At 64.3% G+C, this 25680-nt stretch carries 24 protein-coding genes; 10 read left to right on the forward strand and 14 right to left on the reverse strand.

Annotated elements, in window-relative coordinates; all coding sequences use genetic code 11:
• Window positions 1-175 precede the first annotated feature (175 nt).
• Window positions 176-3322 (reverse strand): excinuclease ABC subunit UvrB, encoded by a 3147-nt coding sequence (gene uvrB / locus EN846_RS32790; protein ID WP_127393959.1) that lies wholly within the window; start codon window positions 3320-3322, stop codon window positions 176-178.
• Between the two features lie 113 nt (window positions 3323-3435).
• Entirely contained in the window at window positions 3436-4686 is a 1251-nt protein-coding gene (locus EN846_RS32795) for a hypothetical protein (RefSeq protein ID WP_128276023.1), read from the reverse strand.
• Window positions 4687-4802: 116 nt separating this feature from the next.
• Between EN846_RS32795 and EN846_RS32800 the strand changes: the two genes are divergently transcribed.
• Together EN846_RS32800 and EN846_RS32805 are read left to right on the forward strand one after the other, a co-directional pair.
• Window positions 4803-5849 (forward strand): CapA family protein, encoded by a 1047-nt coding sequence (locus tag EN846_RS32800; RefSeq protein WP_127393792.1) that lies wholly within the window; start codon window positions 4803-4805, stop codon window positions 5847-5849.
• A gap of 64 nt (window positions 5850-5913) precedes the next feature.
• Complete coding sequence (locus EN846_RS32805) at window positions 5914-6885, forward strand: DUF3137 domain-containing protein (protein WP_127393791.1); 972 nt, start codon at window positions 5914-5916, stop codon at window positions 6883-6885.
• A 108-nt stretch (window positions 6886-6993) separates the two neighbouring features.
• Here EN846_RS32805 and EN846_RS32810 read toward each other — a convergent pair whose 3' ends face one another.
• The 4 genes from EN846_RS32810 to EN846_RS32825 all read right to left on the reverse strand — a co-directional run bounded on the left by EN846_RS32810 (window position 6994) and on the right by EN846_RS32825 (window position 9657).
• Entirely contained in the window at window positions 6994-7476 is a 483-nt protein-coding gene (locus tag EN846_RS32810; RefSeq protein WP_127393790.1) for a DUF2314 domain-containing protein, read from the reverse strand.
• A gap of 51 nt (window positions 7477-7527) precedes the next feature.
• Window positions 7528-7785: a SemiSWEET transporter gene (locus EN846_RS32815; protein ID WP_126058713.1), complete on the reverse strand. Its 258-nt coding sequence runs from the start codon at window positions 7783-7785 to the stop codon at window positions 7528-7530.
• A 122-nt stretch (window positions 7786-7907) separates the two neighbouring features.
• A complete protein-coding gene (locus EN846_RS32820) occupies window positions 7908-8420 on the reverse strand; it encodes a hypothetical protein (protein ID WP_126058714.1) in 513 nt (170 codons plus the stop codon).
• Window positions 8421-8541: 121 nt separating this feature from the next.
• Complete coding sequence (locus EN846_RS32825; protein WP_128346787.1) at window positions 8542-9657, reverse strand: hypothetical protein; 1116 nt, start codon at window positions 9655-9657, stop codon at window positions 8542-8544.
• Window positions 9658-10457: 800 nt separating this feature from the next.
• Between EN846_RS32825 and EN846_RS32830 the strand changes: the two genes are divergently transcribed.
• Complete coding sequence (locus tag EN846_RS32830) at window positions 10458-11396, forward strand: diacylglycerol kinase family protein (RefSeq protein ID WP_127393381.1); 939 nt, start codon at window positions 10458-10460, stop codon at window positions 11394-11396.
• Between the two features lie 92 nt (window positions 11397-11488).
• Here EN846_RS32830 and EN846_RS32835 read toward each other — a convergent pair whose 3' ends face one another.
• From EN846_RS32835 to EN846_RS32845, 3 genes are read right to left on the reverse strand one after another with little or no spacing between them, the layout of a single operon-like run.
• Window positions 11489-12412 carry an NAD(P)-dependent oxidoreductase gene (locus tag EN846_RS32835; protein ID WP_127393382.1) on the reverse strand — a complete coding sequence of 308 codons (924 nt, stop codon included), beginning with the start codon at window positions 12410-12412 and terminating at the stop codon, window positions 11489-11491.
• Window positions 12409-13620, reverse strand: a complete 1212-nt coding sequence (locus tag EN846_RS32840; RefSeq protein WP_127393383.1) for a mandelate racemase/muconate lactonizing enzyme family protein — start codon at window positions 13618-13620, stop codon at window positions 12409-12411. The genes EN846_RS32835 and EN846_RS32840 overlap by 4 nt, the downstream gene beginning before the upstream one ends.
• The gene (locus tag EN846_RS32845; protein ID WP_135859022.1) at window positions 13617-15233 is read right to left on the reverse strand and encodes a GMC family oxidoreductase N-terminal domain-containing protein; all 1617 of its coding nucleotides are present in this window, start codon (window positions 15231-15233) and stop codon (window positions 13617-13619) included. Before EN846_RS32845 ends, EN846_RS32840 begins: the two co-directional genes overlap by 4 nt.
• Window positions 15234-15438: 205 nt before the next feature.
• Here EN846_RS32845 and EN846_RS32850 point away from each other — a divergent pair, with 205 nt between their 5' ends.
• The 3 genes from EN846_RS32850 to EN846_RS32860 all read left to right on the forward strand — a co-directional run bounded on the left by EN846_RS32850 (window position 15439) and on the right by EN846_RS32860 (window position 17237).
• On the forward strand, window positions 15439-16380 hold the full coding sequence (locus tag EN846_RS32850) for a phosphoribosylaminoimidazolesuccinocarboxamide synthase (protein ID WP_127394340.1): 942 nt from the start codon (window positions 15439-15441) through the stop codon (window positions 16378-16380).
• 97 nt (window positions 16381-16477) lie between these two features.
• Window positions 16478-16873 carry an acyl-CoA thioesterase gene (locus EN846_RS32855; RefSeq protein WP_126058720.1) on the forward strand — a complete coding sequence of 132 codons (396 nt, stop codon included), beginning with the start codon at window positions 16478-16480 and terminating at the stop codon, window positions 16871-16873.
• Window positions 16874-17024: 151 nt separating this feature from the next.
• Window positions 17025-17237 (forward strand): hypothetical protein, encoded by a 213-nt coding sequence (locus EN846_RS32860; protein WP_127394202.1) that lies wholly within the window; start codon window positions 17025-17027, stop codon window positions 17235-17237.
• A 101-nt stretch (window positions 17238-17338) separates the two neighbouring features.
• On the opposite strand, the gene EN846_RS32865 is transcribed toward EN846_RS32860, so the two are convergent.
• On the reverse strand, window positions 17339-17707 hold the full coding sequence (locus EN846_RS32865; RefSeq protein ID WP_187331432.1) for a helix-turn-helix domain-containing protein: 369 nt from the start codon (window positions 17705-17707) through the stop codon (window positions 17339-17341).
• Between the two features lie 93 nt (window positions 17708-17800).
• Between EN846_RS32865 and EN846_RS32870 the strand changes: the two genes are divergently transcribed.
• A complete protein-coding gene (locus EN846_RS32870) occupies window positions 17801-18406 on the forward strand; it encodes an NADPH-dependent FMN reductase (RefSeq protein WP_127394201.1) in 606 nt (201 codons plus the stop codon).
• Window positions 18407-18464: 58 nt separating this feature from the next.
• Here EN846_RS32870 and EN846_RS32875 read toward each other — a convergent pair whose 3' ends face one another.
• On the reverse strand, window positions 18465-18854 hold the full coding sequence (locus EN846_RS32875) for a helix-turn-helix domain-containing protein (RefSeq protein ID WP_127394200.1): 390 nt from the start codon (window positions 18852-18854) through the stop codon (window positions 18465-18467).
• A gap of 97 nt (window positions 18855-18951) precedes the next feature.
• On the opposite strand from EN846_RS32875, the gene EN846_RS32880 reads away from it, so the two are divergent.
• Window positions 18952-19929, forward strand: coding sequence for a zinc-binding dehydrogenase (locus EN846_RS32880; RefSeq protein WP_127392956.1), 978 nt, complete (start codon window positions 18952-18954; stop codon window positions 19927-19929).
• Window positions 19930-20011: 82 nt separating this feature from the next.
• Here the strand turns inward: EN846_RS32880 and EN846_RS32885 are convergent, their stop codons facing one another.
• Together EN846_RS32885 and EN846_RS32890 are read right to left on the reverse strand one after the other, a co-directional pair.
• The gene (locus EN846_RS32885) at window positions 20012-21247 is read right to left on the reverse strand and encodes a DUF4034 domain-containing protein (protein WP_127392955.1); all 1236 of its coding nucleotides are present in this window, start codon (window positions 21245-21247) and stop codon (window positions 20012-20014) included.
• Between the two features lie 359 nt (window positions 21248-21606).
• A complete protein-coding gene (locus tag EN846_RS32890; RefSeq protein WP_127392954.1) occupies window positions 21607-22908 on the reverse strand; it encodes a glucoamylase family protein in 1302 nt (433 codons plus the stop codon).
• A 219-nt stretch (window positions 22909-23127) separates the two neighbouring features.
• Between EN846_RS32890 and EN846_RS32895 the strand changes: the two genes are divergently transcribed.
• Window positions 23128-24054, forward strand: coding sequence for a DMT family transporter (locus EN846_RS32895; RefSeq protein ID WP_127392953.1), 927 nt, complete (start codon window positions 23128-23130; stop codon window positions 24052-24054).
• Between the two features lie 9 nt (window positions 24055-24063).
• On the opposite strand, the gene EN846_RS32900 is transcribed toward EN846_RS32895, so the two are convergent.
• The gene (locus EN846_RS32900; RefSeq protein ID WP_245493437.1) at window positions 24064-24933 is read right to left on the reverse strand and encodes an alpha/beta hydrolase; all 870 of its coding nucleotides are present in this window, start codon (window positions 24931-24933) and stop codon (window positions 24064-24066) included.
• A gap of 154 nt (window positions 24934-25087) precedes the next feature.
• On the opposite strand from EN846_RS32900, the gene EN846_RS32905 reads away from it, so the two are divergent.
• Window positions 25088-25678: a CGNR zinc finger domain-containing protein gene (locus EN846_RS32905; protein ID WP_127392952.1), complete on the forward strand. Its 591-nt coding sequence runs from the start codon at window positions 25088-25090 to the stop codon at window positions 25676-25678.
• The last annotated feature ends 2 nt before the right edge of the window (window positions 25679-25680 follow it).

A 25680-nucleotide genomic window follows, 5' to 3' on the forward strand; every position in this document is an offset into this window, starting at 1 on the left:
AAGGAGCCCAAGGTCGCTCTCGTCGCCGTGGCACGAAAGATCCTGACCATCCTCAGCGCGATGATCCAAAACAACGAACCTTGGAATCCAAACAGGTCCTGACGAACACAGTTGCTCATCCGTCTCGGCGCCGCGCGCCCATTCACCTTCTCCCACAAGGGGAGAAGGAGAGGCGCTACCGTCCCGGCCTACCCGTCTTGCCCGGCCGACGCTTTTCGCGGCGGGCGTCGCCGGGATCCTCGTAGGAGCCGATGCCGGCGCGCTGGCGAACGATTGGTTTAGGGGAATCGTCGCGTTCCTTCGCGCCCCCCTCTGTCCTGCCGGACATCTCCCCCACATGGGGGGAGATTGGCTTTGGTTTCGCCGGCACTTTTCCTTCGACCGGCTTTTCGGTCCGCCGCACCGTCATCTCGTCGAGCGAGTTCTTCTTGAACAATGGTTTGGTGGGCTCGCCGGGGATGCCGAAGTCGGAACCGTGCGCCTCCTGCGCCGACTGCTTCTTGAACAGCGAGCGCGACACGGCACCCGCGGGCGTCGGCATGTCGGTGCCAGGGCCCATGTCGTCGATCGACGGTTTGGCGAACAGTGGCTTCTTCACCGGCACGGCGCCATCGGCGCCCATTTCGTCGAGTTGCGGCTTGCGGAAGAGGTTGGGCCGGGCAGCCTTGGCAGCCGCTTCGGCGGCGCGAGCTTCGTCGAGCCTGCGGAAACGTTCCTGTTCCTCCGCGGTACGATGTTTCGCCACGCCCTTGTTGTGCTTGCCCTTTTCGCGGCCCGAGGCCGGGCTCTGGCTTTCGACTTCGCGTGCCAGCGGGTCGTCGGAGATGGCAAGCTCCATCTCGCGCAGCCGCTTGATCTCGTCGCGGATGCGGGCCGCCTTCTCGAAATCGAGATTGGCGGCGGCATCGCGCATCTGCTTGTCCAGCGCCTCGAGATGGGTCTTCAGATTGTTGCCCATCATCGCACCGGCATCGTCGGTGAACTGCGAGATGTCGGCGCGGACATGGTCCTTCTCGTAGACCGAATCGAGGATGTCGGCGATGCGCGACTTGACTGATTCCGGCGTGATGCCGTTGGCCGCGTTCCACTCCATCTGCTTCTCGCGGCGGCGGTTGGTTTCCGCCATGGCGCGTTCCATCGAGCCGGTGATCTGGTCGGCGTAGAGGATGACCTTGCCGTCGACGTTGCGGGCGGCGCGGCCAATGGTCTGGATCAGCGAGGTTTCGGAGCGCAAAAAACCTTCCTTGTCGGCGTCGAGAATGGCGACGAAGCCGCACTCGGGAATGTCGAGGCCCTCGCGCAGAAGGTTGATGCCGACCAGCACGTCGAAGGCGCCGAGGCGCAGATCGCGCAGGATCTCGATGCGCTCCAGCGTGTCGATGTCGGAGTGCATGTAGCGGACCCGGATGCCGTTCTCATGCAGATATTCGGTGAGGTCCTCGGCCATGCGCTTGGTGAGCACGGTGACCAACGTGCGGTAGCCGGCCCTGGTCGTCTCGCGGATTTCGCCGACGACGTCGTCGACCTGGCTCTTGGCGGGACGCACCTCGACCGGGGGGTCGATAAGTCCGGTCGGACGGATGACCTGCTCGGCGAAGACGCCGCCGGACTGCTCCAGTTCCCAGCCGCCGGGCGTCGCCGAAACCGCGACAGACAGAGGACGCATGGCGTCCCATTCCTCGAAGCGCAGCGGCCGGTTGTCCATGCAGGATGGCAAGCGGAAACCGTACTCGGCCAGCGTCGCCTTGCGGCGGAAGTCGCCGCGATACATGCCGCCGATCTGCGGCACGGTGACGTGGCTCTCGTCGATGAAGATCAGCGCATTGTCGGGCACATATTCGAACAGCGTCGGCGGCGGATCGCCCGGCTGGCGGCCGGTCAGGTAGCGCGAATAGTTCTCGATGCCGGCGCAGGAGCCGGTCGCCTCCAGCATCTCCAGGTCGAAGCGGGTGCGCTGCTCCAGCCGCTGCGCCTCCAGCAGACGGCCAGCCTTTTCAAGCTCTTGCAAGCGGTGCTTGAGCTCTTCCTTGATCGACTTGATGGCCTGATTCAAGGTCGGGCGCGGCGTCACGTAGTGCGAGTTGGCGTAGATCTTGACGCTTTTCAGCTCGCCGGTCTTCTGCCCGGTCAGCGGGTCGAACTCGGTGATCTGCTCGATCTCGTCGCCGAACATGGAGATGCGCCAGGCGCGGTCCTCGAGGTGGGCGGGGAAGATCTCGATCGTGTCACCGCGCACGCGAAAAGAGCCGCGGACGAAGTTGATGTCCTGGCGCTTGTATTGCTGGGCGACGAGATCGGCGAGCAGCGCGCGCTGGTCGAGCCGGTCGCCGATCTGCATCTGGAAGGTCATCGCCGTATAGGTCTCGACCGAGCCGATACCGTAGATGCAGGAGACCGAAGCGACGATGATGACGTCGTCGCGTTCCAGCAGCGAGCGCGTCGCCGAGTGGCGCATGCGGTCGATCTGCTCGTTGATCGAGGATTCTTTCTCGATATAGGTGTCGGTCCGGGGCACATAGGCCTCGGGCTGGTAGTAGTCGTAGTAGGAGACGAAATACTCGACGGCGTTTTCGGGGAAGAACTTCTTGAACTCGGCGTAGAGCTGCGCGGCCAGCGTCTTGTTCGGCGCCAGGATCAGGGCAGGGCGCTGCGTCTCCTCGATCACCTTGGCCATGGTGAAGGTCTTGCCTGAGCCGGTAACGCCGAGCAGCACCTGGGTGCGATCGTTCTGATCGACGCCTTCGACCAGGTCCTTGATCGCCGTCGGCTGGTCGCCGGCCGGCTCGAAATCCGACACCATCTTGATGGCGATGCCGCCTTCCGACTTTTCTGGGCGGGTAGGGCGGTGCGGCGTCCACAGCACGCCGTCCTTGTGCAGCGGATTGCCGGACTCGATCAGCGCCGACAGCGCGGCCACCGTGGCGGTGACGCCGCCGGACGAAATCGACTCGGCATCCTCCAGGCTGATGTCCAGGCCGGCGACCGGGTTGAGCCCCGCGGCCGTACGCTCCTTGGCTGACGCCGCGCCGCCCATCGAGGTGCCGCGCGCCGTGCGCCCGGGCGCGGACGAGCGTTCAGGGATCTTCTTGAGTGCTTTCGCCTTCGGCTGCTTCTCGGCTTCGCGCTCGATCTGGCCGGCCCAGTCGGCGATCGAGCCGGTCAGCGGCGCGCCGGCAAAGTCGGCCTGCGGCGCTTCGGCAAAGCCGCCGGGCTCGAGCGGTTCGGCGGCGTCGAGGAATTCAGTCAGCGGGCTGCGCCGCTTCGGCGCGCCACGGTCGTCCTGCGCCTGCGACGGCGTTTTCTTTTCGGGGAGTTTGGCCATGGCCCGAATATGGGAGGACTCGCCCGAAATGGAAAGAGCGGAGTGTCGGGGCACGCACCCGCCACCGATGCTGCTGACAGCAGGCTGTCAGGAGCGGTGGCGGGCCTGTGTCCTCAATTGAACCACAGCGCGAAGGTCAGGAAGCCGGCGCCGCCGAACTCGCGCTGGATCTGGTCGAAGTCGTCGCCGGTCAGGATCCTGCCACTCTCGAAATAGGGCGCGATGGCTGGGCCGGTGATCGACAGCACCAGATCGAACGTCTTCGGCTCGTCGAAGAAGCGCTTCATGTTGATGCCCTTGCCGGCGACGCGGAAATGCGGCAGCAGCACGCGCCCCTCAAGCAGGTCCTCGGCCATGTCGAGCGTGGCAAGCCAGGCCGTGACCTGTTCCTCGCCGACTTCGAGGCCGGTGAGCGGGTTGGGGCCTTTCTGCTTTGGACCGGGCAGCCATTCGCGGTCGTTGTCGGTCTCGGCGCGGATCGCCTTCCAGTCCTCGCGCGACAGCCGGATCATCTCCAGCAGATGGCGGCGCGCGGCCTGCCGGCGTTCCGGCTCGACCACCGGCCAGTTGACCAGATGCACCAGCGAGATGAAGTCGGCGAAGCGCCATTCGGAAGCGAAGATCGAGCCGCTCATGCCGCCGTCCGGCGGCACCAGCACGTCCTGCAGCGGCAGTTTGGCGCGCGGGAACAGCATGTGGAACGAGCCGTCGAACATGGTCTTGAAATCATGCGCCAGCCAGAAGTCGGCCTGCGCCATCAGGAACTCGGCATAGCCCTGCAGCCAGTAGCCGTCGGCGCGATCGAAGCGGAAGGTCAGTGACGGCGCCGGCCCGTCCGGCGCGCCGCCGCGCGACAGCGCGGCCATGATCGACGCGGCGCTCTCGTCCCGGGCGATGTTGCCGTCCTCGTTGAGGTCGATGCCGAGACGGGTGAGGTCGATGACCATGCCGATATCGGCATCGGCCGGCACGGAGCCCAGCGTGGCGGCGGATTTCTGCAGCCGGTCGCGGAAGGCGACCAGGATGGCGCGGAATTCCTCGTAGGTGAGCGGCTCGGGATTGGGGTTGTCCGGCACCGGCAACCGCATCAAGGGCAGCATGAAGGATTGCGGGCTTTCGAAACCGTGGCGATGCAGGCCGCCGGCTAGGATCTCCAGCGCGGTGAAGAATTCGCCGGCGCCGGCGGCGTATGCCGATGCCGGATCGCTGGGCGCGGCTGCCTCAAGCGCGGCGAGCGCGCTGTTGCGCTCGGTGACGGTCTTGGCCTCGAACAGCGGAGCGGGATCGGGGGCAGCGGCGCAAGGAGAAGCAAGCGGCAGGAGCAGAATGAGCGCAGATGCGACAAGGCTCGGCAATCGGGTCATTTCGGATCCTCCCGTCGGGTCTTCCATCGGCGAGAATACACAGATTTGCGGCGCTTCGTCTGCTGCTTCCTCCTGCCGGGCAGACGGTCTACACAGGGCAAACGAATGGGCATTGCGTGTCGAACTATCCGCTCTCCTACAAACTGTCCTGGCTGCCGCGCTTCCTGCGGCCGTCGCTCGGCGGCGAGGCGCGAGGCTTTGCGCCGCCGGCCGCGACGCTGATCGAGCCGCCGCCGGCGCGGAAGGTGCGGCTGGCCGTCCTCGGCGACATCTCGGCGGTCGCCAACCGCAGTGCGCCGGAGTGCGATCCGGCCCTCGCGGCGCTGCTCGCCTCCGCCGACCTGGTGGTCGGCAATTGCGAAAGTCCCGTCGTCGAGCGGCCGAGCGCCGTGGTCGGCACAAGGCTCGGCACGCATCATGCGATGACGGAGCGCTTCCTTGCCGACACCCTGGCGGCGGTCGGCATTGCGCGCGAGAAACTCGTCCTGTCTCTGGCCAACAACCACATGCTCGACCAGGGCGTCGCGGGTTTCGAGGAGACCGTCCGGACGCTGAAGCGGCTTGGTGTCCGCAGCATCGGCACTGCCGCGAAGGCGCCGATCGAGCGGTTCGCGGTGGGACCGCTGACCATAGGCCTCTTCGCTTTCACGCAGTGGCGCAATGCCGACGCCGCACCGTTCGCGAGCCGCGTGTCGATGCGAAGCGATCCGGGGCCGCGCGACGCGGCCAGGGACGTCGACCTCGTCTGCGCCGTGCCGCATTGGGGCTGGGAGTTCCGGCACTTTCCAAGACCGGAGACACGGTCGCTGGCCGAGCAACTGGCCGGGCAGGGCGTCGGGCTGATCGCCGGGCATCATGCCCATGTCGTGCAGCCGATGGAGCGGATCGGTAAGACGCTTGTCGCCTACGGGCTCGGCGATTTTCTCGGCACGGCCTTTGCCCGCCAGCCATGGCCGGGCCGCATCGGCTCCATCCTCGTCGTCGATGTCGGCGCCGACCTCGGCGCGCGCGGCGCCATAGCGGGCTACCGGCTGCATCCCTTCATGCGGCAGCGCGTCCGCGGCCATGAGCGGCTGGTCCCTGTCGAAGCGCTCAAGGGCCGACTGCGCGGCAAGGTCGAGGGCCGGCTGAAGGCGATCTTCAGCGAGCCGGCCGAGGCCTGACGACTTTTACGCAAAAGCCGCTATCATGGCCGCACGAGGCACAGTCTCTGCGGCGGGGGTGGCGATGGAAGCGGCGGATTTCATGCCGAGCGAGGCGGTGATCGCCGGCATCAGGAAAGACATCGAGGCCTATGAGGCGAAGCGGGCTTCAACCTACGGGCAGGTCCGCTGGCGGGTGCCGCTGTTCGTCGGCCTGGTGCTGGTGTTCGTGGCGCTTGTCGCCTGGCTGTTCAACGCGGCCGCCGACCCCAACGAGCAATGGTTCTCGACCCCGCACGTCTTCCTCTATGTCGGCGGCTTCGGGGCGGCGGTGCTGCTTTATTTCCAGGCGGTGAGACCGGCGACCAGGCTGCAGCAATCGTTCCGCGATACGGTTCTGCCGATGATCTTCGGCTTCGTCCGCGATGTGCGCTACCAGCATGGCGTGCGGCCGAATTCCTTCGACCGGCTGCCGCGCGAGACGATCGGGGCGTTCAACCGGCAGAGCTTCGACGACATCATATCTGGCCGCTACGAGGATTTCCCTTTCGAGCTTTACGAGGCGAAGCTGACGGAGGGCTCCGGCAAGAGCCAGCAGACGGTCTTCAAGGGCGTCATCGTCGCCTTCGAGACCATCGAGCCGTTCCCAGGCATGCTGGTTGCGGCGCGCAAGGCCGGCAAGGTGGTCGGCTTCTTCCGCGGCATGTTCTCCAGCAAGCTGCAGGAACTGGCCTGCGGCGTGCCGGAACTCGACGCCAGCTACGAGTTCCGCACCGACAATGTCGACGCGGCGAGGCCGCTGGTCACCGGACGCCTGGCCAGCGCGCTGACCTGGCTCGGCGAGACATGGCCATATGACCAGGCCCGCATCGCGCTCAACGGCAGCGACGGCTTCCTGCTCATGCCGCGCAGCAAGAATTTCTTCGAGCTGCCGGACATCTCCGTGCCGATCGACTACCAGACCCATATCGCGCCGATGATCGCCGATCTCGGCGCCATGCTGGCGACGGCGGCGCTGGTGCGCAAGATCGGCGCCGCGGACGACGCGGCCGGCTAAAGCGCGTCGTGCTGGAAACGGATCCAGGCGACGCGGTTTAGATCTTTGTTTTTATGCATGTCGTTTTCGCAAAACCGCTGCACACTTTTGCGCGACATGCATTGGCTCTCAGCAGTCGAAGCCGTAATTGCTGCGCAAATCATCCGCATCCTGCTCGGACATCTTCTTCAGCATCACGCAGACGGTGTAGCTGCCGACCTGATGGCCATCCCTGGTGTAGCCCCAGTCGGAAATGTCGTCGCGGGAGAATTCGATATACTGGCCGTAGACGACATTTTGGACGATCTCGGGCTCGTTGGCCAAAATGCCGGCAAAGCCGGTGGTGGTGCGCTTGAAGGGGATGACCCAGAAATGCTCCGTCGCATCGCCATCGACGATCATCACCTTCAGTTTGAATTTGTCGGTTCCTGGCGGCGGGGCCTCGGACAAGGCCAGGAAGTCATCCAGGCTGGCTCGAGCCTGTTCTATCGCCGCCGTCATCTCCGGATCGTCCGACCGCACCGTGACGGTCTTGTCGTCGCCTTGCGCCTGAACATGCGCGGGCGCAAGCGCCAGCATCAGGGACAGCACCGTGCGGGCTAAGACCTTCATGCAACGACCCCTCCACCCCGGCCGGCATCATCGTGCATCAAGTGCCGGTTTTCAACCGAAGCGCAGCTTCATGCCGAGGATGGCGATCACGAACAGGAAGGTGACGCCATTGGCGAGGATGACCGGCCAGGAGCCGATCAGCAGGCCGTAAAGGGTCCACAAGAAGACGCCGGTGGCGATGGAGCCGGTGGCGAACAGCGAGATGTCGCCGGCGCGGCGTTCGCGCGCGACCTTGGCGACCTGCGGGATCCAGCCAAGCGTGGTGATGAGGGCGGCAAACGCGCCGATGATTTCGATTGCGGGATGCAAGGGCGGGAACTTTCGAGCAAGCACCTGATGTGCGGTGCGTCCTATGGCAGATCGACCGAGTCCTGGGAAGCGGGCAGCGCCGCTGGACCAATCAAACTAAGCGGGTCGCCCCGCTTTGTTGCTTAAAGTCCGCTCGGCACGATCCCGGCCAGCCAGTCCGCCGACCGCTTGGCCATGCCGACCGTCGCGGACGCGGCGCGGCTGAGATCGGTCTTGACCACTGCGTAGCCGGCCTTGGTGCGGTAGAGCACCGCGCTGCCGCCATTGACCGCCGCTTCATAGGCGACCGGCTTCGCGGCTTCGGTTTCCGCCACCGTGGCCGGCGAGCCGACGGGAACGCTGGGGCGGTGGCTGAGCTCGGGCGGCAGCGGATCGACCGTGGCCTGCCTGGGTGTCAGGTCGGGCTTCGAGGCTATCGCGGCGAGCTCGGAGGAAGACGCCGAGCCCTTGGCGCGGCAGATGCCTGAAACCAGCGGATAGTTGAAGTTGCGCTCGTGCAGCATCTGGCTTTTCATCGCCGCTTCGCAATCGGCGATCGTCGCCCACTTGGCAGGCGTTTCGCCGATATACTCGCAAAGCTTGGCGTCGCAGTCGCAGCCGACGATGGTCATGGCGACAAGGGCGGTCTTGATCACGGTCTTGTCCTCGGATTCGTTCCCAAATGACCAGTCGCCGGGGAACAAGGCGGGATTTGGCCACGATTGTGATTTGTGCGTGACGGAATGTTTCCGGGGCTCCGGCTGTGACTGAAAAGCCTCAACCGTCGTACACGTGCTCGAGCCTGGCACCGGCTTTGATCAGCGCCGGCAGCGCCACATGCAGCTTGCGCACGGCGACGGTCAGGCCGGTCCGGCGCGTGTCCGGATCGGCCGGGAGCGGATAGCTGAACAGGGCACGCGTCCCTTCAGGCATGGCGATCTCGGCTGGCGAAAGCACGGTGAGCATGATCTCGTCATTGCCGCCGATCTCGACGAAGGAAACGCCCTTGTCGATCAGGCGCGGGATCATCTCGCTGAGCTGACCGTCCTTGGTGACGAAGACTGTGCCATCGGCGCCGAAATCACGCTCGAGCAGCGTGTCCGGCTCGGTGCGCGTCGCCTCGCCGATCGGCCCTTTGGCCCAGACATGGATGCCGGCCGGATCGGAGGCCGGGGCTAATGTAGCGCTGACGAACCCGGCATAGACCTGCTTGACGGTGTCGGCGAGGCCGAAGGCGAGCTTGCGCTCGCCGCTGCGCACGGCGCCATCGCCCGGAGCCGGCTGGACGCCGAACAGTCCGGCGCGCTTTTCGGCATAGGGGAATTGGTACCACGGCGCCCGGTCGAGGAAGCCGGCGTATTCATTCGCCATCCTGGCCTGGTAGCTATCAGTCGCTGTGCGCCTGCCGGCGATCGCCTCGGTGATGCGGCCAACGGTGTTTTCATAGGCCCATTGCAGTGCCAGTTCGACGGTCTGGCCGATGCCGATGACGACCTGCGTCCGGTGATCGGCGACGTTGAATTCGCTCCCCGAACTGGCGCGGATCATCGTCGCGTAGCCCTGCCAGAAGCGGCTGACATAGGACCAGTAGGGAAAGCCGCTCGGCTGGTCTTTGGCGACGAAGCCGGCGTAGTCGCGAGCCGCGTAGACGACCGTCCAGTACGGATAGGCGACATAGGTGGCTTGCCGCGGCTGCTGGTAGCCGGGGATTTCGGCGCGGACCTTTTTCGCGAGGCGGTTTGGCGGGGCGCCGTCGGTGACATCCTCCAAGGGCGTGAGCGAGGGCGTGGTCAGGAAACCGTAGCCCAGCCCGGCCACCGGGATGAGCACGATGATGACCGCCAGCCAGAGGATCGTCTTGACGATGCGTCTCAGCCAGCGGAGCAGGATCATGGCCGTTCAGGCCTGAGCGAAGGGGTCGTGCCCGCGCCTTGCCCGCGCGAACCTCGGCCGTCCTGTGGCATGGGCGATGGCAGGCCTCCAGAACAGCGTCATGAAGCGTCCCCTTCAATCGACATGGAACGTTAGCCGATTCCGGCGCCCGTTGCGAAAGGGAAAGCCCAAAAAACAGTCGGCGCTGGGATTTCTCCCAGCGCCTCCCTGTCAGATCAGGACACGGTCGCGGCAGCAACTCCCGAAAGATGTCGCGCCAAGCCGGCCTTGATTTTGACGGTCCTGCCAGTCGCCACCCGAGGGCAGCGCCCGTTCCAGACCCCGCCGGTCTCCACCCTTGCGGGCTTCGCCCAGCGTGCCATCGAAGGTTTTCACCGGCCTTCATGGCAGCATCGGTCCGCCGTTGGCGTTCGCACGCTTTCCGCGGCCCCGCCGACATCCGTCCCTCCAACAGGCGAGCCTGCTCTCGTTCTGGACCGTACGGGCCTCAGGAAATCCGCCTTTCCGCTTTGCCTTTCGGCTGGGCGATCGGTAGCCGCCTGAGATGGGTTCAACGTACGCCGGGTAAGGGTTTTGGGGAACTGCCCCCAGCCTGTGGATAGCGGGATTATCGGGGACCAAGCCAAGGCGGCGCAGGAATTTTTCGGGAAGCCGACGAAAGAGGCGCGAAACGCGGCCGCGTTGCGCCTGATCCGGCATTGCCGGACATTCGGCGCTTGCCCCGCGAGGCGGCGCGGGCTTCAATGCCGACAAAGGATTCCAGGTGCAAGCGCTCCTGTGATTCCTTCAGGGGAGGTTGCTTGAAGGTCGGGGTTGTTCTCAATCCGATTGCCGGCGGCGGCCGGCTGAAACGGCACTGGCCGGAGGTCAGCGCTTCGCTGAAGAAGCATTTCGGCGATTTCGAACTGCGCGAGACACAGGCCGAAGGCGATGCTGAAAGGCTGGCACTCGACCTCGCTGCCAGCGGCTTCGATCTGGTCATTGCGGCGGGAGGCGACGGCACGGCGAGCGAAACGGCGGACGGACTGCTGCAGGCGTTCGATGAAACCGGCCGGATATGCGAGCTCGGCCTCTTGCCTTGCGGCACCGGCATCGACTTTGCTCGCGGGCTCGGCCTGCCGCACGACATCGATGCCACGCTGAAGCACATCGCCGAAGCCAAGCCGCGCAAGGTCGATGCAGGGCGCATCTGCTACATCGACGATCATGGCGCGCTGGCCAGCCGCCACTTCATCAACATCGCCAGCCTGGGCCTCTCGGGGGCGACGGACCGCGCCGTCAACGCCGACAAGCGCAAGGGCAAGGTCTCGGCCAAGGCGCTGTTCTTCTGGCGCACGGTTCTGGAGTTCATCCGCTATCGCTTCCAGGACGTCAGGATCACCGTCGACGACGGCGCGCCGGTCGAGGCGCGGATGGCGCTGGTGGCGGTCGCCAACGGAAAGTTCTTCGGCGGCGGCATGATGATCGCGCCCGACGCGGAACTCGGCGACGGCGCCTTCGATATCGTCATCCTGCGCGCGGCGAGCAAGCTGAGGCTGATCCTCGACATCCGGCTGCTCTATGGCGGACGGCACCGCAACCATCCGGCGATCACCATCCTGCGCGGCAAGAAAGTGGTTGTCGAACCGCTCGGCGATGTGGAAAAGAACGGCGCGCTGGTCGACATAGACGGCGAGTCGCCGGGCCGGATTCCGGCGACGTTCGAGATCCTGCCCGACGCGCTGACGCTCAGATACTGAATCAAGCCGTTGAGGAATTGATTCAGGCGGTTGCCGGCCTGATTCCGGCGAGCCGCCCAATTCGCTGAAATCGCTCGTAAAGTTTAGCCGCCTCAGGTTTCCAGCCTGGCCGGGAATCCGGGCGCGCGCAGATCGGTGCCGACCGCATCCTCGAGCAGCTTGACGATCTGCGTCGACCAGGCGCCGCCGCCATAGGCTTCCTTGCCCTGTTCGAAAATCGCATTGACGTGCGACGCGAGATCGAGCGGCACGCCGAAATCCTTGCCCATGCGCAGCGCGAAGCCGAGGTCCTTCAGCGCCAGGTCCATGGTGAAGCCGATATCGTAGGATCCGTTAAGCACCAGCTGGCTTTCGGTCTCGTGGACAAAACTGTTGCCCGAGGAGGCGACGATGGCATGGTAGGCTTGGGCGAGGTCGAGCCCGCCCTGTTTGGCCAGCATCAGCGCCTCGCCGGCGGCGACGAGATGGATGAAGGCCAGCATGTTGGTGATGACCTTGATCACCGCCGCCGAGCCGATCGGACCCATCAGGAAGGATTTTGCGCACATCGCCTCGATGGCCGGCCGGTGCCGCTCGTAAAGCGCGCCGTCGCCGCCGACCAGCGCGGTGATCTTTCCCGCCGCCGCCAGATGCACGCCGCCGGTGACCGGGCATTCCAGCGTCTCGATTCCCTTCGCCGACGCCAGTGCCGCGAGCCGCACGATCTCGTCGCGGCCGTTGGTCGACATCTCGATCCAGGCGCCGCCAGCCGGAAGGCCTTCGAGCAATCCGCCGGGACCGGCGAGCACTGTCTCGCTGACCTTGGGCGAGGGCAGGCAAGAGATGGCATTGCCGGCGCGAGCGGCGGCTTCGGCCGGGCTGTTCACGGCGCTGGCGCCGAGCGCCACCAGGCGCTCGACGGCTGGCGGGTCGCGGTCGAAGACGGTGACGTCGAAACCATTGCGGACCAGGCTGGCGGCGAGGTGGCCGCCGAGATGGCCTAAGCCGATGAAGGCGTAAGCGGGCCGCTCGCTCACGGCATCAACGGCGTCTGCATCATCTGCAGATGCAGATCCTTGCCGCTGTAAGGATGCGCGTCGCAAACCGCCTCGTCGAGCTCGACGCCGAGGCCGGGCTCCTTCGAAGGAATGACGTTGCCGTCCTGCCACTCGATCTTCTTCTTCAGCAGCGTGGCATGAAAACCGTCCCACTGCTTCAGCGATTCCAGGATCAGGAAGTTGGGCAGCGTCACCGCCAGCTGGATGTTGGCGGCGCCGACGATCGGACCGCAATAGCAGTGCGGCGCGACCTGGATGTGGTAGGCCTCGGCCATGGCGGCGATCTTCTTGGTTTCCAGGATGCCGCCGGAGCGGCCGAGGTCGGGCTGCAGGATCGTCGCGGCGTGGTTCTCGATGACGCGGGCGAACTCGAATTTGGTCGTCAGCCGCTCGCCGGTTGCGATGGGGATGGAGGTCGCGCGGGCGACCTGCGCCATCACCTCCGGCATGTCCGGCGGCACCGGCTCCTCGAACCACAGCGGGTCATAGGGCTCGATGGCGCGGGCGAGACGCAGCGCGCCCGAGGCAGTGAACTGGCCATGCGTGCCGAACAGGATGTCCGCCCTGTTTCCGACGGCTTCGCGGATCGCCTTGACCATGCGGGCGGAGAGGTCGATGTCGATGAGGCGCGGCTGGTGGCCGTCGAAAGCGGTGTAGGGGCCGGCCGGGTCGAGCTTGACGGCGCTGAAGCCCTGCTTGACATATTCGAGCGCGCAGGCGGCGGCCAATTCCGGGTCGTTGTAGACATTCTTGCCGCGCGCGTCCTCGGAATGCACGCTGCCCGTATGCGGGTAGAGATAGGTGTAGGAGCGCAGCGTCTCGTGCACCTGGCCGCCGAGCAATTTGTAAACCGGCTTGTCGGCTTCCTTGCCGATGATGTCCCAGCAGGCCATTTCCAGCGCCGAGAAACAGCCCATGCCGGAAACGTCCGGGCGCTGAGTGAAGCCGGAGGAATAGATGCGGCGGAAGAGGTTCTCGATGTCGTGCGGATCGCGGCCGACAAGATAACGCTCGGCCATGTCCTCGATCATCCTGGCGGTGACGTGGCCGGAGAAGGTGGCATTGTAGGCCTCGCCATAGCCGACCACGCCGCCATCGGTGGTGAGCTTGACGAAGATGAAATACTTGCCGCCGATGCCGGGCGGCGGGTTGCCGACAACCCAGGTCTTGACGTCGGTGATCTTCATTTCTGATCCTCCAGAACCAGTTCGGCGCCCTTCCATCCGGTCAGGATCGAGGCGGCGTTGGTGTTGCCGGTGATGTTGTCGGGAAAGATCGAGGCGTCGATGACGCGCAGGCCGGCAACCCCGTGCACCCTGAGGCGCGGATCGACAACGGCGCGCGCGGCGTCCGGCCCCATGCGGCAGGTCGAGACCGGATGGTAGACGGTGCCCGAGCGCTTCCTGAAATCCTGAATCAGGTCGGCGTCGGAAGTGATTGACGGACCGGGCAAAACCTCTTCCTCGATGATCTCGGCCATCGCCGGCATCGCGGCGATCTTGCGCACGAACTTCACCGCCGCCAGCATCTCGTCGACATCGGCGTTGGTCGAATAGGCATTGGGCGTGATCCGCGGATAGTCGCGCGGATTGCTCGAGCGGATCATGATCTCGCCGCGGCTCGACGGGCGGCAGTTGGAAAGGCCGATCGAGAAGCCGGGCCACGGGTCGGGGGTCAGGATCGGGCGCTCACCGCTCTTCGGAATGACGGTGGAGAAGGCCTGGAAATAGAGCTGCATGTTCGGCCGCGCCAGGGTCGGGTCGGTGCGGAAGAAACCGCCGGCATTGTTCATCGACAGCGACAGCGGCCCGGACCGGAACAGTATGTACTGCATGCCGACCATGAGCTTGCCCCACCAGGGGCGCAGGATCTGGTTGAGTGTCGGCAGCCTGCCCTTGAATGTGTAGTTGATGCCGACATGGTCCTGCAGGTTCGCGCCGACATTCTCGTTGGCGTGGATGAGCGGAATGCCGAGGTCTCCGAGCAGCGCCGACGGGCCCACACCGGAGAGCTGCAGCAGCTGCGGCGAGTTGATGGAGCCGCCGGACAGGATGACCTCACGGCCAGCGCGCGCGGTCCAGGTCTCGCCGTTCTGCTGATATTCGACACCGACGGCGCGCTTGCCCTCGAACAGGATTTTGGTCGCCAGCGCGTTTGTCTCGACGCGCACATTGGCACGCTTCATCGCCGGGCGCAGGAAGGCGCGGGCGGCCGACATGCGGCGGCCGTTCCTGGTGGTGATCTGGTAGATGCCGACGCCTTCCTGGGAAGCGCCGTTGAAATCCGGATTGAGCGGCAGGCCGGCCTGCTGCGCTGCCGCAAGGTAGCGTTTCGTCAGCGGGTGGACGGCATTTGCGCAGTCGGTGATGTGCAAGGGACCGCCGACGCCGCGCCATCTGTCGGCGCCGGCCTCATTGTCCTCCAGCGCCTTGAAGGCGGGGAGCAGGTCGTCGTAGCTCCAACCTGGATTGCCGGCGGCCGCCCAGGCGTCGAAATCCTCGCGCGCGCCCCTGATATAGACCATGGCATTGATCGAGCTGGAGCCGCCGAGCAGCTTGCCGCGCGGCCAGTGGTCGGCATTGCCGCCAAGGCCAGGATCGGGCTCCGCTTTATAGTTCCAGTTGACGGCCGGGTCGAAGAAGGTCTTGCCGTAGCCGAGCGGCATCTGGACGTAGAAGCGGCGGTCGGTGCCGCCGGCCTCCAGCACCAGGACCGAGAAACGGCCGGAGGCCGACAGTCTTTCGGCGAGCACCGAACCGGCCGAGCCGGAGCCGACGATGATGAAATCATAGGTCTGCATGACTGGTGGGCGGCTCCGGTAATCTGGCCGCAGCCTAGACGCGGCGGGTTCGCCGCGTCGCCGCGCCTTCCGGCATCGGTTGTGAAAAATACGACCGCCGCAATAGCGATGGCTAGCGGGATAACCCGACAATCCCGCTTGATATGCACGGGGTCGAGAGCTTATGCGAAGGCATCGACGAATCCCCGGGAGGCAGGAGATCCAAATGCGTACCCTCTCCGATGCCTTCATCCCGGAACTGCCAGGCTACTACAAGGGCAAGGTCCGCGAGAACTACGACCTGCCCGACGGCAGGCGCATCATCATCGCCACCGACCGCCTCAGCGCCTTCGACATCATCCTTGCCTCGATCCCGTTCAAGGGCGAGATCCTCACCCAGACCGCCCGCTACTGGTTCGAGGAAACGGCCGATATCTGCCCGAACCATGTCCTCGAATATCCCGACCCGAACGTCGTCGTCGGCACAAGGCTGGACATCCTGCCGGTCGAGATCGTCGTGCGCGGCTATCTGGCGGGAACCACCAGCACCTCGATCCTGACCCGGTACCGGAAGGGCGAGCGGGTGATGTATGGAATGAGGCTACCGGACGGCCTGCGCGACAATGAGAAGCTGGCCGAGCCGGTCATCACGCCGACGAGCAAGGCTTCGGATGGCGGCCATGACGAGCCGCTGTCGAAGGCAGAGATCCTCGATCAAGGGCTTCTGACGCCAGCACAGTGGGATACCGTGTCAGATTACGCGCTGCGGCTGTTCGCCCGCGGCCAGGCGCGCGCCGCCGAACGCGGGCTCATCCTCGCCGACACGAAATATGAATTCGGCACCGACAGAAACGGGACCATCATCCTGGCCGACGAGATCCACACGCCGGACAGCAGCCGCTACTGGATCGCGGCCAGCTACGAACAGGCTTTTGCGAGCGGCGAACGGCCCGAGAGCTTCGACAAGGATTTTATCCGGTCATGGGTCGCGGCGCGCTGCGATCCATACAGGGATCCGATCCCGACCATACCGGACGAGATCGTCGAACAGGCTTCGCTGGTCTATGCGCAGGCCTATGAGGCGATCACCGGCAAGGAATTCGCCCCCGACGTTTCCGGGGATACCGTGCTCGATCGCATCCGCGCGAACCTCGAGCGTTACTTTTAGGGTCAAGCCAGCCGCGCTTGCGACAGCATCCGCTGCGCGTTGACCTGCCGGCGCGGTGACGCTACGGGATCATGTCATCGATCTCGGGGATTTTGGCATGGTGCACTACGCGGACGGACGGCCGATCGGCGACCTGACACTGAGGACGCTGGCCATGCCTTCGGACGCCAACGCGGCCGGCGATATCTTCGGCGGCTGGGTAATGGCGCAGATGGACCTTGCCTGCGGCATCCGCGCCGCCGAACGCGCCAAGGGCCGCGTGGTGACGGCGGCGGTCAAGGAGATGTCCTTCGCCAAGCCGATGAAGATCGGTGACACGCTCTGCATCTACACCCATGTCGAGCGCGTCGGCCGCACCTCGATGGCGCTCAAGGTCGAGGCCTGGGCGCAGCGCTATCTCTCCGACCTGATGGAGAAGGTCACGCATGCCGATTTCGTCATGGTGGCGCTGGACGGCGAGGGCAAGCCGAAGGCGGTTCCGGCCGAAGGCTGACCCGGCTCCGGCAGGCGAGGGCCCTGCCGGCGGGCTGCGTGAGCTCCTTCACAGTCGTGCGCAAATTTCCGTGACCAAGTCCGCCCGGGCTTGGGGGAAGACAATGCGTCAACGAACGCTGAACGGTGTTCTTGCGGGAGCCGTCCTGGGCTTGTTCGGCCTGCTCGCCGCAACCGCCTATACCGAGATCAGGCAAGCCGATGCCGGGCTGTCTTGCGCTTCGCAAAATAGCGTCATCGGCAAGCCGCCGGGCGCATGCGAAAAATGCCTGGCGACCGGATGCGACGCCGGCCAGAAACCGCAGACGATTGCCGCGAGCAGACGGCCCGCCGGGCTGACTGCGAGACGATTCACCGGAAGCTGAAAACGGGACGGACCCGCCACCGCGGCCGGCCAGAAAACGGGTCGGCACCAAGGTTCATCCTTCGCGGGCCTTGCGCCAAAAATCCTTGCGGCAACAGGCTTTCAACCGTGCAGACCGTCGAATTTCTCGCGCGCGGCCCTGACCCTGGCGGTGTTCCTGCGCGCCCACGCGCCGAGCGCGCTGACCGGCACCAGCAGCTCGTGGCCAAGCTCTGTCAACTCGTAGTCGACGCGCGGCGGGATGGTCGGAAAGACGGTGCGGATGACGAAGCCATCGCGTTCCAGACCGCGCAATGTGGTGGTCAGCATCTTCTGCGAAATGCCGCCGACGGCGGCGCGAAGTTCATTGAAGCGCAGCGGTCCGTCGCCGAGCTTGCCGACCACCAGAACGGTCCATTTGTCGCCGACGCGCTGCAGGATTTCCGACACGGCGCGGCAGTCTTCGGTGATATGCGGGTGCCTCAGTAACAAAAACGTGCCTCCTTGCACTTCGCTTTTGCGGTATCTCATATAGCGCCGGTATCCAAACGATACCACAATTTCCCGCAAGGAGAGCCTCCCAAAATGTCCAAGCCCAAAATCGCCATTGTCGTCGGTTCGACGCGCGCCGCGCGCTTCGCCGACGTGCCGACCGAGTGGATCGCCAAGATCGCCAAGGCGCATGCCGATATCGACGTCGAAGTCGTCGACCTGCGCGACTTCCCGCTGCCGTTCTTCGACGAGGTCGCTTCCTCCGCCTGGGCGCCGTCGCAGAACGAAGTGGCGCAGCGCTGGCAGAAGAAGGTCGCCTCTTTCGACGGCTTCATCTTCACCGCTGCCGAATACAATCACGGCCCGACGGGTGTGCTGAAGAACGCCATCGACTACGCAGCCAACGAGTGGAATAAGAAGCCGGCCGGCTTCGTCGGTTACGGCAGCGTCGGCGGCTCGCGCGCTGTCGAGCAGCTCCGCCTCTACGCCGTCGAGCTGCAGATGGCGCCGGTCAAGTCGGCGGTCCATATCGCTTGGGGCGATTTCCTGGCGGTTCGCCAGGGCGAGAAGAAGCTCGAGGATCTCGAGCATCTGAACCAGGCCGCCGCGGCGCTCGTCAACGACGTCGCCTGGTGGGCGAAGGTGCTCAAGGCGGCCCGCGCCGCCGACGCAATCACCGCGGAAGCCAAGGCGGCCTGAGCCGTCTACCCGAGACTATCCTCCCAAGGGATATGGGGCGGCGCTTGCGCCGCCCTTTTCAATTTGCCGTCTGCGCGGATTGCCTCGGCCTGATGATGCAGTCCGCCACCCGGTCGTGCTCGTCGAGCTCGTCGGCATGGTGCTGCCCCCATTCGCACAGCGCCAGAAGGATGGGTTCGAGGCTGAGGCCAAGGGGCGTCGCGGAGTATTCGACGCGCGACGGGATCTCGGCGAAGACCTTGCGGCGGACAAGGCCGTGCTCCTCCATTTCGCGCAACTGCTGGATTAGCACCTTCTGGGTGATCGAAGGCACCAGTGCCTTCAGCGACGAGAGTCGCCGGGGACCATCGAACAGGTGGTAGAGGATGACCGCCTTCCAGCGACCCGAGATCACTTTCAAGGCACGTTCCGCCGGCAGCATCGGCAGTCTCTTGATCGGGCCGGCCATGGTCACCTCCTGGTGAGCAGCGGACAAATGAGTGTGTAGTCGAGACAGCGCAGATAGTGGCAATGGACGGCCGATGCCATAGCGATCGGAGTTTGCCATGAAAACCGTCCAGTTCAGCCGCTTCGGCGGCCCCGAGGTGCTGGAAGTCGTCGACGTCCCGGTGCCTTCGGCCGGAGCCGGCGAGGTTCTGGTCCGGATCGCAGCCGCCGGCATCAATTTCTTCGAAGTGCTGATGCGAGCGGATCGCTACGCGGTGACGCCGCGCCTGCCGATGTTCCCTGGCGTCGAGGCCGCCGGGGTTGTCGAGGCTGTCGGGGAGGGCGTGGACCAGCTCCTTCTGGGAAGACGCGTCGCGGCGCCATTGTTCGCCTCCGGCCGGCCGTTCGGCGGTTACGCCGAATATGTGGCGATCGACGCCGGTCTGGCCGTTCCTCTGCCGGATGCGCTTTCCTTCGAGGATGCCTGCGCCCTGATGGTTCAGGGGCTGACGGCGTTGCACCTGCTGCGGCAAAGCCCGGTCGCCGACAAACAGGTGCTGATCCCTGCCGCCGCAGGTGGCGTCGGTTCGCTGCTCTTGCAACTGGCAAAGGCGCAGGGTGCCCGCCGGGTGATCGCGCTGGCCGGCGGCGAGGCCAAGCTCGACCTTGTCCGCTCGCTTGGCGCCGATGTGGCGATTGACCATCGCGCTGACAACTGGGTCGCTGAGGTCAGGGACGCGACGGAGAGCGGCGTCGACACGATCTTCGATACGGTCGGCGGCGCGATGACCAAAGAGTTCCTCGATCTCTTGTCACAAGGCGGCGAGCTGGTGTTTGCGGCACTTGGCCGGTTTCAACTCTCGGCCGCCGATCTGGAGGCGATGATCGGCCGAAACCAGTCGCTGAGAGGTTTTGCGCTGCTGCCGCTCATGTCGCCCGAAGAACTGCGGGCGAGCCTGCGCCAGCTTTTCGATTTGGCTGCTGGCGGCCGGTTGCGGGTGGCGATTGGCGGCCGCATCCCGCTGGATCGGGCCAGCGCCGCGCATCGGCTGATCGAGGAGCGCTGCTCGACAGGCAAGGTCTTGCTGATCCCTTGATCGGACTCGACTAAATTATCCACAAACCGATTTTGGAATTGTCTACTCTACGTCCGACGACGCGCTCCGATGCTGACCAATGTTATCGTCCGTACGGTATGACACCGTATCGGAACAGTATGATCGGCCTTTTGTAGTTGCCGGTTTGCGGGTCCGGAATGAGCTTGTAGGCCTGAACTCCTTCGTAAGTTTTCGCCAGGATTTGAGCCTTTGCCACGGCTGCCGCTTCGCTGGGCTGCTCCATTGGACCGACCATCGCTTGCATGATGCCGTCCTTGTCCCTGCCGTAGGCTTCGACGAGGACGAACTCATCCATCTTAGGCGGATTTTGGGGATCAGGCTCGGATGCCCACTCCCGACAGGAGGCAGGCATCTCTCGGTAAAGCCAGGCCTCGGCATCGATTGCGTTGCCAAGCCGCTCCATAAGTTCCTTGGTTGTTGCCTTGTCCTGTGCAAGGCACGCGAGGCGAGCAAAAATGTTGATGTTCCAGTTCGTCGGATAGTCGTGGACTATCGCTCTAAAGCCGGTCCTTACCCGTGACCAGTCCGCGTCGGTGTCATTAAAGATGACGTCGCGGTAGAAATCGTCAGCGGCTCCCCAATAGGCTCGCGCGTAGCTTGCGTCAGTTCCGGACGCCTTGGCCATGCGGTCGATCCAAAATTCCAGGGTCTGTCGCGTGCCGCCCCATTGCGGCAGGTTCGTTCGCACGATTTCCCGGTAAATCGGTATGTAGTCGGGATGTGCATCAAGCGCTTCACTGGCAAGCGCGTCGAAATCGATATCGGAGCTTGGCAGGCCTCTGGCGACCTTCAGTATTGTCGCATACCACTCGGGGTCTGCGGCAGTACCTTGCTTCACCGACTGTAGATAATCCTTGGCCTGCCTGCTGTAGACGAAGAATGCATTCCACTGCTCGGGAGTCACGGTATTGGCATACCCTTCTCCGCGAGCATTCCAGGCCCGATTGTTCATGACGATGGCCTTGGTGATCCGCGCAGCGCGTGACCCTGGGTAGGACTCGATCCATTTGTCGGCCTGCGCTTCCATCTGGTTCAAGGTTCCGTACGAGTAGGTGCCATAAAGGAATTTCGTACTTTCCAGCACCTCGTAGACTATCGCTGCCTTTATGCTCCCGCTCTCCGTTCGTGCATCGTCCCGCTGATAGGCTTCGATCAATTCATCGAGCTGATCGAATTTTCCCGCCAAATAGGCGGTCTTTACGTCGTTCCATATCCGCAAGACTTCCGGAGAGGGAGATGCTTGAACGGGGATTGCCCAGCTCAGAAAAACAAAAATGGCGAACAATACTGTGCGCATGTTGAACTGCCATTCTATCGAACGATGGGGATTGGGCAGTTTCGTCCGATCCGATTAACTTTCCTTGCGCGAAATGCATAAAATCTCTTGCAGGTTTTCCAACCCAAGAATGTCCTGCTGACGTCGACTCTTGAGATATGATTTTTGGTTCCAGAAGGAGCCGACATTCCAACGTTCCTGATTGTCGCCGAACCCCCTCGCGATGCTCTCTCAGTATGCGCTCAACCAGGCTAGCGAAGCGGCCCTCTGATCGAGGAGCGGCGCTCGACAGGCAAGGTCGTGCTGGAGCCTTGAATGCCGCGGCCGATTCTGGACATCGCTTGCAGCTTCAATCCGCTGGCGCCTTATCCTGGCCGCTCCTACAGCCAGCCACCCGAAAATCCGGCGCGTCGCAGGCCCGTGGTAATGGCCGGCACACGGCGCATCAGTCGCCACGGGAAATCCGACCGGTAATTCTCGATCATAAGGGCGATCGGCCCCTGGTTGATGCCGACATGGTCCGGCGATACCCAGCCGCAGGCGCGGCCGTCGGCGGCGGCGATCGTCGGATTGAAGCTCGCGGTGAAGCAGTAAGGGTTGCCCTCGTGCAGGTCGATCTCGTGGAAATGGCGCAGCGCCGGCAGGACGATCTCCGGCGCAAAGGGCAATGAGGTGATCGCCGCCCATGGCGACAAGGTGCCGTCATCGGGGCCGAAGGGCGCGCCGCGCGCCAGATAGCCGAAGAAGCGTCGGTCACCGATCGTCATGTGGAGTTTTTTCAGGCCCGGGCCGTCGCTGGCGGTGATGCCCCAGCAATTCTCGTCATAGCCGACGAAACCCTTCGGATTGCGGATGGCGTAGTCGCGCTGCAGGTAGCTCGCCGCGCGGCTGTTCTCGAAATAGTCGCTGCCGTGCTCGCGCATGAAAGCGTCGCGGATGCCGCGAAAATCGATCCAGACATGCGAGAACTGGTGGACGAAGAGCGGCCCGGCATAGACCAGTTCCCGGCCATAGATCTTCTTCCATTTGTAGGTGGAGAGCCACGCCGCATAGCTCTCGGGCGGCAGCGGGTGGGTCGGCGAGCCGAGGCCCAGCACATAGAGGATCACCGCCTCGTCATAGCCTTGCCAGCGGTAGCGCAGGAAGCCTTTCTCGGGCCGCCAGCCGTGGGTGACGGTGGCGCCGCCGTTCTGCGCCCAGCGCCAGTCGGCACGGCGGTAGAGCGCATCGGCAAGCCGGCGGATTTCCAGTTCGGCCTCGTCGTCGGCGTCAAAATAGGCACCGGCGGCCAGCACGCCGGCAAGCAGAAGCGCCGTGTCGACGGTGGACAGCTCGCATTTCCAGACGCGGCGGCCGGTCCGCATGTCAAGGAAATGATAGTAGAAGCCCTTATAGCCGGTGGCGTCGGGCTCCGGCCCGTGCGGCGCGTTCCAGAAGAAACGAAGCGTGGCGAGCGTCCGTTCGACGGCGGCGTCACGCGTCATGAACCCGCGCTCGACGCCGACGGGATAGGCCGACAGAGCGAGCCCGACGGCGGCGATGCTGGCGGGCGACGCCGGCGTGTTGCGATCGGCGATCAGTCCGTTTGCCGGGTTGGCCTCCTTGAGAAAATAATCGAAAGACAGGCGCTGGGTGGCCGAGAGAAGCTCTTCGTTCAGCGTGTGGTCGCTCGATGCATCCATGGCTGCCGATATAGGGGACCTTCGCCGCGCTTCCCACCTTTTGGGGCCGGTCAATGATAAGCGAGGAAGGCGAAGGCCGATAGCGAGGAGCGCGTCGACATTCAGTCTGAGACGCTCTCTTCGGTCGCAACCCGGCGCTGCAGCTGATCCGGATTGGACCGCAATTTCGGGCGCACTGCCATCTGGCCCTGCCGTTTGCCCTGAGATATCCGCGGCCAGATGAGTGCAGCCGTGAAGACATCCAGCCTGACAGGCGCCGTTTCCCCGATGGTCCCGGTGCTCGTATGCGCGCTCGCGATCTTCCTGCTGTCCGGGATGGATGCGGCGATGAAGACGCTGGTTATCGCCGTGGGCGTCTACAATACGGTGCTGTGGCGCAGCTTTCTCGCGACAGCAGTCGCGGGCGCAGCTTGGTCGGCGGGGTCGCGCTCGCTGCCAACCATTGCGGTGCTGAGGCTGCATGCGCTGCGCGCCGTGGTTGTCGGCATCGTCCTGATATCATTCTTCTGGGGGCTTGGCAGGCTGCCGCTCGCGGAGGCCGTCGGGCTGAGCTTCGTTGCGCCGCTGATCGCTCTCTTCCTCGCCGCGCTGTTGCTGGCCGAGCGGGTCCGGCGCGAGGCAATCTGGGCATCGATGGCCGGCATCGCCGGCGTGGCGATCATCGTGTCCGGCCAGTTCGGGCAGGCAAGCTATTCGCACGATGCGCTGCTTGGCACGGCGGCGGTGCTCGTATCGACGGTGTTCTACGGCTACAATTTGATCCTCGCCCGGCAACAGGCGCAGGTGGCCAAGCCAATCGAGATCATGTTCTTCCAGAGCCTCGCCGTTGCAATCATCCTCGGCCTCGCCGCGCCCTGGCTCGCCATCGCTCTGCCGGCCAGTCTTTGGCTTCTCCTGGCCGGCGTGACCGCGCTGTCGCTTGCCGGCCAATTCCTGATGAGCTGGTCCTACGCCCGCGCCGAAGCGCAATATCTCATTCCAACGGAATACTCGGCCTTCATCTGGGCGATCGCGTTTGGCTGGTTCTTCTTCGACGAGGCAGTCACATGGACGACGCTCGCGGGAGCATGCCTGATCGTCGCCGGCTGCCTGATCGCCGCGCGCGCGAACCCGAAGCTTGCCGAGCCGATCGAGGCAGCCGTTTGACCGTCGCGGTCAGCGCCTTTCGGAATCGCGAAAGACCCCGGTCTCCACCTCGTGCATGAAGTGAGCGATGTGCGCCGCGCATTGGCGATGGTGCGTCTCAAGCAGCATGTGGCCGCTTTCAAAGACATGGATTTCGATGGCGTGGAGGTCGCGATTGTAGGCCATGATCTCATCCACCGCGAAGAAGGCGTCATGGCGGCCCCACAGCACAAGGCAAGCTGGCCGGTGGTTGCGCAAGTAGGCCTGGATGGCGGGGAAGCGCGCGATGTGTGAGCCATAATCTGTGAAGAGTTCGAACTGAATGTCAGTGTTTCCGGGCCTCTCCAGGCGCTCGGTGTCGAGATGCCAACTCTCGGGCGGAAACAAGACCTTCAGACGTTCGGGAAGACCGCCGATATACTGGTTGCGGGTGCCCTCGAAATTCATCCAGTCCGGCAGCTTGGCGCGGTTGTTGTCCGTCGGTTCGGCGAAGAACACCTTGGGTGCGTCCCAATCCGGTCCCAGCCCCTCCTCATGGGCATTGCCGTCCTGGACGATCAGGCCGAGGATACGATCCGGCCGTCGTGTCGCGAGTTGGTAACCGACGGGCGCGCCGAAGTCGGTGATATAAAGAAAGAACCGCTCGAGACCGAGGGCCTCAATGAATGCCTCGATCGTGTTGGCGAGGTTCTCGAACGTGTAGTCATAGGCGTCGGTGGAAGGGGCGGACGAGAAGCCGAAACCGGGCATATCCGGTGCCACCACATAGGCTGTCTCCGCCAGTGGCTCGATGATGTTGCGATAGACATGTGAGGAAGTCGGATATCCGTGCAGCAGCAGGATTGCCCGGACGGTCCGGGTCGCCTGCATGACGGTAGAAGATGTCGAGGCCGTCGGCACGGATGGTTTCGTGGCGTGTCTTGTAAGGATCGCTTCGCATCGTCTTTCTCCCATGGTTCCCGTGCTGCTGGCGACGCTCTGGCCTTGAAACCGCATATCTGTATGATGGCGGTTACATCGTAACTGTGTAATGCGGTTAATGGGATTATGTTCCATGGCGCAGGCCTACACCGAATGGGTGCCGGAGCACTTCATAGGCGGGCATTCCGCCCTGGACCTGTCGAACGCCGTGTTCGACCGGCGCGTGCCGGCGCCCGATAATGAGCTGTTCAAGTCGACCCAGGATGTTGCCAACTGGTTGATGGCTTCAGGGCTTGCCGACCATCACCAGGCGCAGGCCGTTTCCGAGATCGAAGATGGGCGCTTCGTGGAACGGGTACGCGAAGTCCGTGAAGCGTCTTTTCAGATTTTTGAGCCGATCGCCGCGGGCAAACCGTCCGCGACCGAGCCGCTCAGCGTCCTGTTCTCATGCGCGGCGAGCCCGCTAGCCACCGGGTCGGTCGACTTGCACGACACCAGACCGCAGCCGAGCCAGTGGCGGGACCCGGATGCCGTCACGGCGTTCCTTGCTTTGCTGTCGGTCCAAGCCTTCTTCAGCTTGCCGCGGGACAGGCTGCATTCCTGTCCTCGCTGCGGCTGGCTTTTCCTCGATACGTCGCGCGGCGGCAAACGCCGCTGGTGCAGCATGCGCACCTGCGGCAACCGCGAGAAGGTCTCGCGCCATAGGGGGCATAGCGCCGCCTGATG

The sequence above is a fragment of the Mesorhizobium sp. M4B.F.Ca.ET.203.01.1.1 genome, from assembly GCF_004791025.1.
GTDB lineage: Bacteria > Pseudomonadota > Alphaproteobacteria > Rhizobiales > Rhizobiaceae > Mesorhizobium > Mesorhizobium abyssinicae.

Bases quoted from the DNA above. Each gene is read 5' to 3' on its own strand.
- uvrB (WP_127393959.1), bottom strand. From the start codon at position 3,322: ATGGCCAAACTCCCCGAAAAGAAAACGCCGTCGCAGGCGCAGGACGAC.
- EN846_RS32795 (WP_128276023.1), bottom strand. From the start codon at position 4,686: ATGACCCGATTGCCGAGCCTTGTCGCATCTGCGCTCATTCTGCTCCTG.
- EN846_RS32805 (WP_127393791.1), top strand. From the start codon at position 5,914: ATGGAAGCGGCGGATTTCATGCCGAGCGAGGCGGTGATCGCCGGCATC.
- EN846_RS32810 (WP_127393790.1), bottom strand. From the start codon at position 7,476: ATGAAGGTCTTAGCCCGCACGGTGCTGTCCCTGATGCTGGCGCTTGCG.
- EN846_RS32825 (WP_128346787.1), bottom strand. From the start codon at position 9,657: ATGATCCTGCTCCGCTGGCTGAGACGCATCGTCAAGACGATCCTCTGG.
- EN846_RS32840 (WP_127393383.1), bottom strand. From the start codon at position 13,620: ATGAAGATCACCGACGTCAAGACCTGGGTTGTCGGCAACCCGCCGCCC.
- EN846_RS32845 (WP_135859022.1), bottom strand. From the start codon at position 15,233: ATGCAGACCTATGATTTCATCATCGTCGGCTCCGGCTCGGCCGGTTCG.
- EN846_RS32850 (WP_127394340.1), top strand. From the start codon at position 15,439: ATGCGTACCCTCTCCGATGCCTTCATCCCGGAACTGCCAGGCTACTAC.
- EN846_RS32855 (WP_126058720.1), top strand. From the start codon at position 16,478: ATGGTGCACTACGCGGACGGACGGCCGATCGGCGACCTGACACTGAGG.
- EN846_RS32870 (WP_127394201.1), top strand. From the start codon at position 17,801: ATGTCCAAGCCCAAAATCGCCATTGTCGTCGGTTCGACGCGCGCCGCG.
- EN846_RS32875 (WP_127394200.1), bottom strand. From the start codon at position 18,854: ATGGCCGGCCCGATCAAGAGACTGCCGATGCTGCCGGCGGAACGTGCC.
- EN846_RS32880 (WP_127392956.1), top strand. From the start codon at position 18,952: ATGAAAACCGTCCAGTTCAGCCGCTTCGGCGGCCCCGAGGTGCTGGAA.
- EN846_RS32885 (WP_127392955.1), bottom strand. From the start codon at position 21,247: ATGCGCACAGTATTGTTCGCCATTTTTGTTTTTCTGAGCTGGGCAATC.
- EN846_RS32890 (WP_127392954.1), bottom strand. From the start codon at position 22,908: ATGGATGCATCGAGCGACCACACGCTGAACGAAGAGCTTCTCTCGGCC.
- EN846_RS32895 (WP_127392953.1), top strand. From the start codon at position 23,128: ATGAGTGCAGCCGTGAAGACATCCAGCCTGACAGGCGCCGTTTCCCCG.
- EN846_RS32905 (WP_127392952.1), top strand. From the start codon at position 25,088: ATGGCGCAGGCCTACACCGAATGGGTGCCGGAGCACTTCATAGGCGGG.